The 11330-nt window shown below is 61.4% G+C and carries 9 protein-coding genes and 1 pseudogene; 5 read left to right on the forward strand and 5 right to left on the reverse strand.

Annotated features, from left to right (window positions below):
• Window positions 1–93: 93 nt before the first annotated feature.
• The 3 genes from xopAW to QRN46_RS13320 all read right to left on the reverse strand — a co-directional run bounded on the left by xopAW (window position 94) and on the right by QRN46_RS13320 (window position 2851).
• Window positions 94–942, reverse strand: coding sequence for a XopAW family type III secretion system calcium-binding effector (gene xopAW / locus QRN46_RS13310; protein WP_285355119.1), 849 nt, complete (start codon window positions 940–942; stop codon window positions 94–96).
• A 110-nt stretch (window positions 943–1052) separates the two neighbouring features.
• On the reverse strand, window positions 1053–2102 hold the full coding sequence (locus QRN46_RS13315; protein WP_221615391.1) for a sensor histidine kinase: 1050 nt from the start codon (window positions 2100–2102) through the stop codon (window positions 1053–1055).
• Complete coding sequence (locus tag QRN46_RS13320; RefSeq protein WP_039772900.1) at window positions 2102–2851, reverse strand: response regulator; 750 nt, start codon at window positions 2849–2851, stop codon at window positions 2102–2104. The genes QRN46_RS13315 and QRN46_RS13320 overlap by 1 nt, the downstream gene beginning before the upstream one ends.
• A gap of 295 nt (window positions 2852–3146) precedes the next feature.
• On the opposite strand from QRN46_RS13320, the gene pyrF reads away from it, so the two are divergent.
• Window positions 3147–3845: an orotidine-5'-phosphate decarboxylase gene (gene pyrF / locus QRN46_RS13325; RefSeq protein WP_007960372.1), complete on the forward strand. Its 699-nt coding sequence runs from the start codon at window positions 3147–3149 to the stop codon at window positions 3843–3845.
• Between the two features lie 52 nt (window positions 3846–3897).
• On the opposite strand, the gene QRN46_RS13330 is transcribed toward pyrF, so the two are convergent.
• Window positions 3898–4902: an NADP-dependent oxidoreductase gene (locus QRN46_RS13330; RefSeq protein ID WP_285355125.1), complete on the reverse strand. Its 1005-nt coding sequence runs from the start codon at window positions 4900–4902 to the stop codon at window positions 3898–3900.
• A 228-nt stretch (window positions 4903–5130) separates the two neighbouring features.
• On the opposite strand from QRN46_RS13330, the gene QRN46_RS13335 reads away from it, so the two are divergent.
• The 4 genes and pseudogenes from QRN46_RS13335 to QRN46_RS29135 all read left to right on the forward strand — a co-directional run bounded on the left by QRN46_RS13335 (window position 5131) and on the right by QRN46_RS29135 (window position 9560).
• Window positions 5131–5892, forward strand: coding sequence for an SDR family oxidoreductase (locus QRN46_RS13335; RefSeq protein ID WP_221615393.1), 762 nt, complete (start codon window positions 5131–5133; stop codon window positions 5890–5892).
• 194 nt (window positions 5893–6086) lie between these two features.
• Window positions 6087–7487, forward strand: a complete 1401-nt coding sequence (locus QRN46_RS13340; protein WP_285355127.1) for an aminotransferase-like domain-containing protein — start codon at window positions 6087–6089, stop codon at window positions 7485–7487.
• A gap of 987 nt (window positions 7488–8474) precedes the next feature.
• A pseudogene (locus QRN46_RS29130) lies at window positions 8475–8699 on the forward strand (HAMP domain-containing protein); the annotation flags it as partial.
• On the forward strand, window positions 8697–9560 hold the full coding sequence (locus tag QRN46_RS29135; RefSeq protein WP_409438514.1) for a methyl-accepting chemotaxis protein: 864 nt from the start codon (window positions 8697–8699) through the stop codon (window positions 9558–9560). The pseudogene QRN46_RS29130 and the gene QRN46_RS29135, both read left to right, overlap by 3 nt.
• Before the next feature lie 571 nt (window positions 9561–10131).
• Here the strand turns inward: QRN46_RS29135 and QRN46_RS13350 are convergent.
• The gene (locus tag QRN46_RS13350; RefSeq protein ID WP_011335462.1) at window positions 10132–10890 is read right to left on the reverse strand and encodes a hypothetical protein; all 759 of its coding nucleotides are present in this window, start codon (window positions 10888–10890) and stop codon (window positions 10132–10134) included.
• Window positions 10891–11330: the final 440 nt, after the last annotated feature.

The raw sequence follows: 11330 nt of genomic DNA on the forward strand, positions 1-11330 counted from the left end.
TTAGGGTGAGGGCGCTTTGTTGACACACCGCCAAGTCAAAGCAAACCACTTACCCCGTCCAACCTCAGTCGTCCCTCAAATCCTCACCCAATCTCAAGTCGCGACATTCAAATACTTGCCCACCGACGCAGTGTTTTCGAGCGAGTACTGCTTGCTCAGATTGGCAATCATCCGGTTCAGCGCCTCGGTAGTGGTTTGAGTATTGCTGGCGGTCTGTTCGTCATCCGGGCGTTCGCGACCTGCATGCAGTGCAGCTTTCAGTTCGTCGATGCTGACGCCTGCGCTGCTGTCGCTGTCCAGCACTTTGAGCAGGGCGGCGGCGTTGTCGGTGTTGTTCGATGAGGTGCTGTCGCTGGCTTGCAACGCACTGTTCAACTCGGTGACGCTGCCGTCGCCGTCGCCGTCGGCATCGAGCTGGCTGAACAGTTCGTCGCTGGTGGCTTGAGGGGGCGGGGGCGGTGGGGTGAGGCTGGCGGCGAGTTCGTCCTGGCTGACGACGCCGTCTTCGTTTTTGTCCAGGGCCGAGAAGATTTTGCTGCTGTCGGCGGTGCTGCCGGCGCTGGTCAGGCCGTTGCTCAGTTCGTCGCTGCTGATGGCGCCGTCGCCGTCGGCGTCCAGGGCGCTGATCAGGGCGTCGGCGAGTTCGGTGTTGGGGGCCTGGTCGCCTGGGGGCGGTGGAGGTGGGGCCATGGCGGTCATTTCTTCGGCGCTGAGGCTGCCGCTGGCGTCGCTGTCCAGATCGCCGAATTGTTTGCTCAGGCTGACCAGCAGGCCGTCATTGGACTTTTGTGACAGGGCACTGCCCAGTTCGTCCTGGTCCACGGCGCCGTCGCCGTTGCTGTCGAGCTTGGCGAACAGTTCCTTTTGCAGTTGCTGGCTGCGGGCGTTTTGGGTGGAGGTGCTGCTGGTATAGCTCGTGTAGTTGCTGACGCTACCGATCATCGGGCTCACTCCTTGGACTGGAAAACCGGTGGGTGTACCGGCTTATGCAGCCTCAAGGTGCAAGGTGTCGTGGGTATGTGAGGTTTGTACCGGCTGGTACACAGTCGGGCTCAGCGGCGAGGCAGTTGGATCACGGCGGTCAGGCCGCCGCCGGGTGTTTCTGCCAGGGTCAGTTGTCCGCCCTGACGTTGCGCCGCTTCCCGGGCGATGGTCATGCCCAGACCGACGCCGCCGGAGTTGCGGTTGCGTGAGCCTTCGAGGCGGAAGAACGGCTCGAATACGGCTTCGCGCTTGTCTGCCGCGATGCCCGGGCCGTGGTCGATGACGCGGATCAGCAGTTGTTCGCGTTGGTCTTGCAGTTCGATGTGCGCTTGGCCGGCGTAGCGCAGGGCGTTGTCCATCAGGTTGTTGATGCATGAGCGCAGTGCCATCGGTTGCACTTGCAAGGGTGCGCAGTGGCCGCTGACCTGAACGTCGGCGCCTTGATCCTGGGCGTTTTCGCACAGTGATTCGACCAGCGCCTGCACGTCCATCAATTGCAAGGCTTCGCTGGTGCGCTGTTCGTGCAGGTAGGTGAGGGTGGCGTCGAGCATGCCGATCATGTCGTCCAGATCCTGGCGCATCTGGCCTTGCAGCTTGTCGTCGTTGATGTTTTCCAGGCGCAGTTTCAGCCGCGACAGCGGGGTGCGCAGGTCGTGGGAGACGGCGCCGAGCATTCGTGCCCGCTGCTGCACCTGTTCGCGGATGCGGTGTTGCATCAGGTTGAACGTGTGTGCGGCCTGCCGGGCTTCCCGGGGGCCGGTTTCGTCCAGCGGCGGGCTGTCGAGGTCTTCGCTCAGGCGCTCGGCGGCATCGCTCAGGCGCTGGATCGGCCGGGTCAGCAGCTTGGCGCCGTACCAGGCGGCGATGATCAGCGAGATGAACTGGAAGGTCAGCGGCACGATCGGCCCGCCGAACCAGGGGCGCGGTGGACGGGGCGGGTAGCGTGGATCCTGAGCCGGCTGTTGACCGTCGAGGTTTTGCGAGAACTCCGGCGGCGGTGGCGGGGGTGGCGGGCCGTAGAGGCGGAACCAGGCAAAGGCTAGCAGGTGCGCCAGGACGATCGCCACCAACAGCATGCCAAACAGGCGGCCGAACAGCGTGTCGAAGCGCGCCCGCATCAGCCGATGTCCCGGGCGTCGAACAGGTAGCCTTCACCCCGTACGGTCTTGATCAGTTGCGGGGCTTTCGGGTCGTCGCCGAGTTTTTGCCGCAGACGCGAGACCAACAGGTCGATGCTACGGTCGAAGGCTTCGATCGAGCGGCCACGGGCGGCGTCCAGCAACTGTTCGCGGCTGAGCACCCGGCGCGGACGTTCGATGAACACCCAGAGCAGGCGGAATTCGGCATTGGACAGCGGCACCACCAGGCCATCGTCAGCGATGAGCTGGCGCAGGACGCTGTTCAGGCGCCAGTTGTCGAAGCGAATGTTCGCACGCTGTTCGCTGCGGTCGTCGCGCACCCGACGCAGAATCGTCTGGATCCGCGCCACCAGTTCCCGTGGTTCGAACGGTTTGGCCATGTAGTCATCGGCGCCCAGTTCCAGGCCGATGATCCGGTCGGTGGGTTCGCAACGGGCGGTGAGCATCAGGATCGGGATGTCGGACTCTGCCCGTAGCCAGCGGCACAGCGACAGACCGTCCTCGCCGGGCAGCATCAGGTCGAGCACCACCACGTCGAAATGTTCGGCCTGCATCGCCTGGCGCATCGCCGCGCCGTCGGTGACGCCGCTGGCGTGAATGTTGAAGCGGGCCAGGTAGTCGATCATCAGTTCGCGGATCGGCACGTCATCGTCGACGATCAGCGCGCGGATGCTCCAGCGCTTGTCGTCTTTCTGCTCGTCGTTCACGGAGGCTTGGGAGTTGTGCATGAGGCTGTTCATCTGCCAGTAGGCCGCCAACCACAAAGATAGGCTGCGAGGTTGTGGTTTCAGCATAGGCGTCCGGCCGTGAGGCGGGAAGGGCTGCTGTAAGGACTTGTTGCGGCTGGCGAGGCTAGCGCGGGCGCATGTTGTCGGCGTGTCGGTTGTGTATCGGGTTCGACACAATACCCTGCAAGGCTATGCTGATCACGGTTGGCGCGACGATTTACCGATCATCGGGTGCCGCGCCGCCGCCGGTTCCGCTACAATGCGCGCCGATTTCGACTTGCCTGAGAGCCCATCCATGTCCGCCTGCCAGACTCCTATCATCGTCGCCCTGGATTTCCCTACCCGTGACGCCGCACTGAAGCTGGCCGACCAGTTGGACCCGAAACTGTGCCGGGTCAAAGTGGGCAAGGAACTGTTCACCAGTTGCGCCGCGGAAATCGTCGGCACCCTGCGTGACAAGGGTTTTGAAGTATTCCTCGACCTGAAATTCCACGACATTCCCAACACCACCGCGATGGCGGTCAAGGCCGCGGCCGAGATGGGCGTGTGGATGGTCAACGTTCACTGCTCCGGCGGCCTGCGCATGATGGCGGCCTGCCGTGAAGAACTGGACAAGCGCAGCGGTCCGCAGCCGTTGCTGATTGGCGTGACCGTGCTGACCAGCATGGAGCGTGAGGATCTGGCAGGTATCGGTCTGGACATCGAGCCGCAGGAGCAGGTGCTGCGTCTGGCGGCACTGGCCGAGAAGGCCGGGATGGACGGTCTGGTGTGCTCGGCGCTGGAAGCCACCGCGCTGAAAACCGCGCACCCGTCGCTGCAACTGGTGACCCCGGGGATCCGTCCGGCGGGCAGTGCGCAGGACGACCAGCGTCGCATCCTGACTCCGCGTCAGGCGCTGGATGCCGGCTCCGACTATCTGGTGATCGGCCGTCCGATCAGTCAGGCGGCGGATCCGGCCAAGGCCCTGGCCTCGGTGGTTGCCGAACTGGCCTGAGCGAACGGCTGAAGATGCAATGAAGGGAGCCCGATGGCTCCCTTCATTGTTTTCAGACTTTCAATACCAGTTTGCCGAAGTTCTCGCCGCTGAACAGTTTGCCCAGGGTTTCCGGGAATGTTTCCAGGCCTTCGACGATGTCTTCCTTGCTCTTGAGCTGACCCTTGGCCATCCAGCCGGCCATTTCCTGGGCGGCGCTGGCGTACTGCGCGGCGTAATCCATCACCACGAAGCCTTCCATCCGCGCGCGGTTGACCAGCAGCGACAGGTAGTTGGCCGGACCTTTGACGGCTTCCTTGTTGTTGTACTGGCTGATCGCGCCGCAGATCACCACGCGCGCCTTGAAGTTCAGGCGGCTCAGCACCGCGTCGAGGATGTCGCCGCCGACGTTGTCGAAATACACGTCCACGCCTTTCGGGCATTCGCGTTTGAGACCGGCGAGCACGTCTTCGCTTTTGTAGTCGATGGCGCCGTCGAAGCCCAGTTCATCGACCAGGAACTTGCACTTGTCCGCGCCACCGGCAATGCCGACCACCCGGCAGCCTTTGATTTTGGCGATCTGCCCGGCGATGCTGCCGACCGCGCCCGCTGCACCGGACAACACCACGGTGTCACCGGCTTTCGGTGCGCCGACATCGAGCAGGGCGAAGTAGGCGGTCATGCCGGTCATGCCCAGTGCGGACAGGTAAACCGGCAGTGGCGCCAGTTTCGGATCGACTTTGTAGAAACCTCTGGGCTCACCGAGGAAATAATCCTGCACGCCCAGCGCACCATTGACGTAGTCCCCGACCGCGAACTCCGGGTTGTTCGAGGCGACGACTTTACCTACGCCCAACGCGCGCATGACTTCGCCCAGACCCACCGGCGGAATGTAGGATTTGCCTTCGTTCATCCAGCCGCGCATGGCCGGGTCGAGGGACAGGTATTCGTTCTTGACCAGAATCTGCCCCGCCGCCGGCTCGCCGACCGGGACTTCCTGATAGGTGAAGGTCTCGCGGGTGGCGGCGCCCACCGGGCGTTTGGCGAGCAGGAACTGACGATTGGTCTGGTTGGTCATGACAGGCACTCGAATTGAATGAAGCCTTGTTGATAGACCTTCATGAGCGATGCCGCAAGGTTGGCTCACGGGGCGAATGCAGGCCGATCCAGTACGGTGATAGTCGATCCATGGGTTTCATCACTGCGATTCATGCAAGCCTAACCGGCCTTTTGATAGTGCTGACGTCACTCAGGCCCCTGTGGCTATGCTGCCTTCATCAATCCCCCCGCATTCGAGGACATAACAATGAGCATGACGTTTTCCGGTCAGGTAGCCGTCGTCACCGGCGCGGCCAACGGCATCGGCCGCGCGACGGCCCAGGCGTTCGCCGCCGAAGGTCTGAAAGTGGTGGTGGCCGATCTGGATGCGGCCGGGGGCGAGGGCACCGTGGCGCTGATTCGTACAGCCGGCGGCGAAGCGACCTTCGTGCGCTGCAACGTGACCGTCGAAAACGAAGTGAAAAATCTGATGGACGAGGTGATCAATACCTACGGCCGTCTCGACTATGCCTTCAACAACGCCGGGATCGAGATCGAGAAAGGCAAACTGGCCGAAGGCTCGATGGACGAGTTCGACGCGATCATGGGCGTCAACGTCAAGGGCGTGTGGCTGTGCATGAAGTATCAGCTGCCGTTGCTGCTGGCGCAGGGCGGCGGGGCGATCGTCAACACCGCGTCGGTGGCTGGATTGGGCGCTGCGCCGAAGATGAGCATCTACGCGGCTTCCAAGCACGCGGTGATCGGCCTGACCAAGTCCGCCGCCATCGAATACGCCAAGAAGAAAATCCGCGTCAACGCCGTATGCCCGGCGGTGATCGACACCGACATGTTCCGTCGCGCCTATGAAGCGGACCCGAAGAAAGGAGAATTCGCCAACGCGATGCACCCGGTCGGTCGCATCGGCAAGGTCGAGGAAATTGCCAGTGCCGTGCTGTACCTGTGCAGTGATGGTGCGGCGTTTACCACCGGCCATTCGCTGGCGGTGGATGGTGGCGTGACTGCCTTCTAAGGTAGCGTCGGCTGGTACAAAAAGGACCCGCTCATCGGCGGGTTTTTTTTCGCCTCGGGAGCGGTTTTGTGAATCCGCTAAACAATGTGTTTCAAATGGTTAGAACGGAGGCTTTTGACGGTTTTGTCGCACAGCCCGAACGGAGCGGCTGTGATTTACTGCTCCCAGCAAAACGGACAGGAGTTTGCGTGCTCATGGATTTGAGAATTGACCGACAGGCGATGGTGCCGGTTGTACAGCAGATTGTTGACGGGTTGACCGAGTGGATCGTGCAGGAACAGGTGCCGCCGACGACGCGGCTGCCCTCCGTACGACAGATCGCTCGACGCAATCTGCTCAGCCAGTCCTGCGTCATGGAGGCTTGCGAGCGTCTGGTGGCGCAGGGAATTCTGGCGTCGCGCCAGGGCTCGGGATTCATGGTGGCGGCGTTGTTGCCGGATTATTGCCGGGGGAGTAATGGCTCCGAGGCAGGCGACGAGCAGCACGGTCGCGTTACGCAATCGCCCTGGCGCGGCGGATTGAAGCTGGGCGCTGGTGTCCTGCCGGAGAGTTGGCGTGAGCCGGATGATCTGAGTTATGCGATCCGACAGGTGGCGCGCGCCGATATGGCCAGCCTGTTCAACTACAACGACCCCCTCGGTCTTCCGGCGTTGCGGGAGCAGATTGCCAAGCGTCTCGGATTGCTGGATATCAAGGCCCTCGATGAACAGGTGCTGACGACTGCCGGTGCCAGCCACGCTCTGGACCTGATCATGCGAACCCTGTTCAAGGCCGGCGATTGCGTGGTGGTCGAAACGCCCGGACATGCGCCGCTGTTCGAACTTTTGCGCTTGCACGGCATTCGCATGCTGGAGGTGCGCCGCACTCCGAGCGGTCCGGACATCGAAGCGCTCGAGGCGTTACTGCAACAGTTCAGGCCGACAGCGCTGTTCATCAACAGTCATCACCACAATCCCACGGGCAGTTGCCTGGCGCCGGCGGTGGCGCGACAAGTCTTGCAATTGAGCAGAACCTACGATCTGCGGGTGATTGAAGATGATGTCTACGCCGATCTGCACAATGGCAGCGGTACTCGTCTGGCCGCGCTGGATGACGGGGAGCGGGTGATCTATGTCGGCAGCTTTTCCAAGACGCTGAGCAGCTCGCTACGGGTCGGTTTTGTCTTGGCCAGTGACAAACTGATCGAGCGTATGGCGCGGGTCAAGATGATCAGTTGCATGGGCACCTCGAGGTTCTGCGAGGCGGTTCTGGCCGGATTGCTGGCCAGTGGTGCCTATCGAAAACTGGTACAGCGTCAGCGTCAGCGACTTTCCACTGATCGTGTGGCTGCCCTTCAGGCCCTGGAGGACGCTGACTGGGAGGTGTTCGGCAAGCCCACGGGCGGCCTGTTCATCTGGGCACGTTCGCCGGTGGCCGATGAGGCACGTTTGCGCGGGCATGCTCTACGCTGCGGTGTGCAGTTGTCCTGCGCAACGTCGTTCAGTCCCAGTGGCGAAGCCTGCGACTGGCAGCGGATCAACGTGGCTTACGCCTGTGATCCACGGGCACGGCAGTTTTTTCGCGATACAGCCATGGATCGACCTCGAACGTTCTGAAAACGACGCGTGCGTAGCTTTTTGCCATTATTCCGACGCCAGAGACTTGTGCTGGTTCAAGGCCGTTGCGAATCTTCGGCAACAGACTATGGCAGGGGGCTACGCGCAATGATTTCGGCCGTGCAAGGACGTTTTGCCAACCTCGGTATGGCAAAAAAACTGGGTATCGGGTTTGTGTTGGTGTTGTTGCTGACTGCACTGGTGGCGGCGATTGGCGTCTGGTCCCTGCAAACCATCAGTCAGCGCTTCGACGGCCTCAAGCAGATGTCATCGCTCAACAGTGGCTTGCTCAAGGTGCGGCTGCTGGAGCAGGACTACGCCTTGCACGGCAACCCGAAAACCGTCGATGCCTTGCACGAAGGTGTGGACGGTCTGATTGCCATGGCCAATGGGCTCAAGGCGCAATCCTCGGCGAATGTGCCGGTGATGAGCGACGTAGAACAGTCGCTGGTTGCCTATCGCAAGGCGTTTGATGAATTCGTCTCGTTGTCCCTGGCCAAGGACCTGGCGCTGGAAATGGCCAGTTGGTCGGTGTCCAGCGTCGCCAACAATCTCGATGTGCTGCAGGCCGGTCTTGCCGATGACGGCGCGTACACCCTGAAAGACAGCGAAGGCAAGGACGGGGCGCAATTCATCGAGCAGGCTGGCCAGGTCAGCCAAGTCTCACGCTTGATGTTGCAGGCAATGAACGAAGCACGGGTACGTCTGGATCAAAGCCGCAAGGGTGATGACAGTGCAGGTCAGGGCAATATCGAGCAGGCTGCCCAAGCTCAGGCCCAGGCCGAGCAGCTCAAATCCACGGTCAAGGACGAGGGTTACCTGACAGTGCTCAATGAAGTGTCCGGGCACATTGCCGGTTTCAGCGACAAGCTTGCCGAGTACACCGGGTTGCTGGCCCAGGAAAAGACTGTCTATCAACAGTTGCACCAGCGGGCCGATGAAGTCGTGGCGCGGGTCGATCAGGCCTATGTCGCGCAAGACGGCGCGATGCAGGGCGAACTGAAAAAGAATTCGGTACTGATCCTTGGCTCATCGGCGCTGGCGTTGCTGGTCGGGCTGATTGCGGCGTGGGTGATCACCCGGCTGATCGTGGCGCCATTGCGCAGCGTGATTCATGTGGCGCAGCAAATTGCGGCCGGTGATCTGAGCGCAACGATCGAGGTCTCCCGCCGCGATGAAATCGGCCAACTGATGCTGGCCATGCAGCAGATGGGCGCGGGCTTGAGTACGATTGTCAGCGGGTTACAGGCGGGTATCGAACAGTTGGCCAGTTCGGCGCAATCGCTGTCGGCGGTGACCGAGCAGACCAACCTTGAGGTCAGCAGCCAGAAAGAGGAAACCGAACAGGTCGCCACGGCGATGAATCAGATGACCGCCACCGTTCACGATGTGGCGCGTAATGCCGAAGAAGCGGCGCTCGCGGCGCAGACCGCTGATGGCAAGGTCGAAAGCGGCCAGCAGGTGGTGCGCCAGAGCATGGCGCGGATCGAGCAACTGGCGGATTCGGCGACGTCGGCCAGTTCGAGCATCGAAAGCCTCAGTGCGGAAATCCAGAACATCGGCACGGTGCTGGGGGTGATCAAGAGCGTTGCCGAGCAGACCAACCTGCTGGCGCTCAACGCGGCGATCGAAGCGGCGCGGGCGGGCGAGCAGGGCAGGGGCTTTGCGGTGGTCGCCGATGAAGTGCGGGCGCTGGCCCGGCGCACGCAGCAGTCGACCGAGGAGATCGAGCGGCTGGTCAGTGCCTTGCGTTCGGCGGCGCATTCGTCGGTGCAGCAGATTCAGAGCAGTGGCGAACTGGTGAAGCTGGCGGTGAGTGATGCGTTGCAGACCGAAAGTGCGTTGGGGAGTATTGCGACGGCGGTTTCGTTGATTCAGCAGATGAACCAGCAGATTGCGGCGGCGGCCGAGGAGCAGAGTTCGGTGGCCGAGGAGATCAATCGCAGTGTGACGAGTATTCGGGCGAGTGCGGATCAGTCTTCGATTGCCATGCGGGGGAATGCGGCTTCGAGTGTTGAGCTGGCGCAGTTGGGGAGTGAGTTGCGGGGGATGGTGGGGCACTTTCGGCTTTGACCTTGGCGGCCTTTGGGCCGACCAGGTTGTTGGTTGTTTGGGGTGAATATCCGTTGCTTCGGGTGCTGCCGCTGGCGGTTTCGCCCTTACGGCGAGTCCCTTTGGCAAACGCCCCAAAGGAACCAAAGGTCTGGGCCCCTGCGTTCGGCCTCTCGCTGAGGCTCGAGGTTCCTTCGTTCCGGGATTCATCCGGGGGCATCGCCTACGGTTTGCTTCGCTGCACCTCCTCTCGATGCATGCGGCTGCGCCGCACGGTCGCTGCGCTCCCACCCCCGGATAAATCCCTCCACTCAGCCTTCCGATGGGGCCGGCACGTCAAAAGCGGTACTCGAGCTAACGCTCATCGTGTTGAGTGGTGAAAGCCAAAGCTAAAGCCAAAGCAGGAGTCGAGTTGCATGCGTTTCAAAAACCGAGTTCGACTCGGTATCTCACGTCGGCGTACCTCTCCCAAACACCTCGGTCAGTCCCCTCTCCCTCCGGGAGAGGGTTAGGGTGAGGGCGCTTTTGATTTTGATCTTTCCCGCAGGCAATAAAAAAGCCACCTCTCGGTGGCTTCTCTCTTTGACTGCACTCAGTCGTAAATCACTTTCTTCTTCCAGTCCGCATCAGCCTCGACATCTTTGAGGCCGGCAGTCAGTTGGTTTTCTTCGCCTTCGACCGGGGCGATCTTGTCCATGACCTGGGCGTTGGCGCGGGCCAGGAGTTTTTCCAGGTATTGGAGTTGTTCGGCGTAGATTTGCGGGTCCTGCTGTTTGCGCAGGTATTGCACGCCGCGTTCGAAGGCGAGGCGGGCCTGGCCTGGCTGGTTTTGCTGGAGGGCGTGCTGGCCGAGGTTGTTGAAGAACTCGATGTGCAGCAATACGAGGATGTGGCGGACTTCGCGGATCCAGTGTTTGGCTTCGTTCGGTGGCAGGAAGCCGTCCTGCGCGGCGCGGGTGATCTGGCCGTGGAGGGCTTCGAGGAGGAAGCGGACGTCTTTGGCCTTGGCTTCGGTCTGGATCGGGGCCGGCGGGTTGTTGACCGGGATCGATTCGCCCTGGGCGACGAGGGCGCTCAGTTCGGTGATGCGGGCCTTGGTGGTGGCGCTGGTCTTTTCCAGGTTCAGCAGGCGCTGGCAGACGTTCAGCTCGAGGCGAGTCAGAAGCAGTTTGAGGGCCGGGGTCATGAACTGGCCGGGGAAGGTTTCGGTCAGTTCGCCGCAACGGCGCAGGCGGTCGTTGAGTTCGACCTTGGTGCGGGCCTTCTCCAGTTTGGTGTTTTCCACCACATGGTTCATGTAGCCAATGGCGATCAAGATTGCGATCCCGGCTATGACTAGCAGGGTGATCATGAGTGGTGTCACCGGTAAGACCTCTTTATAGGGTTCGCGTGCGAGTGTAGTGGCTTGGCATACAGGAGCCTAGCGCCGCTCGACGGGTTTGGATCGGCGAAGCTGAATCTGTATCGGCCAGGAACCGGCTTATATAAATGCTGGCCCTTGGGGTGCAGATTGCCATCACCTGTGCCGTGGACTATAACGCCTTGGCGAGTGTCGGAATATAGGCGTCAATCGTCGGGCGACGCAAAACCCGGAAACGGTGCGTAAAGCAGGTCGAAGTCATTGATTTAAATAAATTTATATCTGGGGGTTGACGACCTTTCAATCCATCCATAGAATGCGCGCCACTTGCAGCGTAAAGCACACAGCGAAACGCGGCAGGGAGTGAATGTTGTAGTGTGTCCCCTTCGTCTAGTGGCCTAGGACACCGCCCTTTCACGGCGGTAACAGGG

This window comes from Pseudomonas sp. lyk4-R2A-10 (assembly GCF_030209075.1).
Lineage (GTDB): Bacteria > Pseudomonadota > Gammaproteobacteria > Pseudomonadales > Pseudomonadaceae > Aquipseudomonas > Aquipseudomonas glycinae.

Bases quoted from the DNA above. Each gene is read 5' to 3' on its own strand.
- QRN46_RS13350 (WP_011335462.1), bottom strand. From the start codon at position 10,890: ATGATCACCCTGCTAGTCATAGCCGGGATCGCAATCTTGATCGCCATT.
- pyrF (WP_007960372.1), top strand. From the start codon at position 3,147: ATGTCCGCCTGCCAGACTCCTATCATCGTCGCCCTGGATTTCCCTACC.
- QRN46_RS13340 (WP_285355127.1), top strand. From the start codon at position 6,087: ATGGATTTGAGAATTGACCGACAGGCGATGGTGCCGGTTGTACAGCAG.
- QRN46_RS13315 (WP_221615391.1), bottom strand. From the start codon at position 2,102: ATGCGGGCGCGCTTCGACACGCTGTTCGGCCGCCTGTTTGGCATGCTG.
- QRN46_RS13320 (WP_039772900.1), bottom strand. From the start codon at position 2,851: ATGCACAACTCCCAAGCCTCCGTGAACGACGAGCAGAAAGACGACAAG.
- xopAW (WP_285355119.1), bottom strand. From the start codon at position 942: ATGATCGGTAGCGTCAGCAACTACACGAGCTATACCAGCAGCACCTCC.
- QRN46_RS13335 (WP_221615393.1), top strand. From the start codon at position 5,131: ATGAGCATGACGTTTTCCGGTCAGGTAGCCGTCGTCACCGGCGCGGCC.
- QRN46_RS13330 (WP_285355125.1), bottom strand. From the start codon at position 4,902: ATGACCAACCAGACCAATCGTCAGTTCCTGCTCGCCAAACGCCCGGTG.
- QRN46_RS29135 (WP_409438514.1), top strand. From the start codon at position 8,697: ATGGGCGCGGGCTTGAGTACGATTGTCAGCGGGTTACAGGCGGGTATC.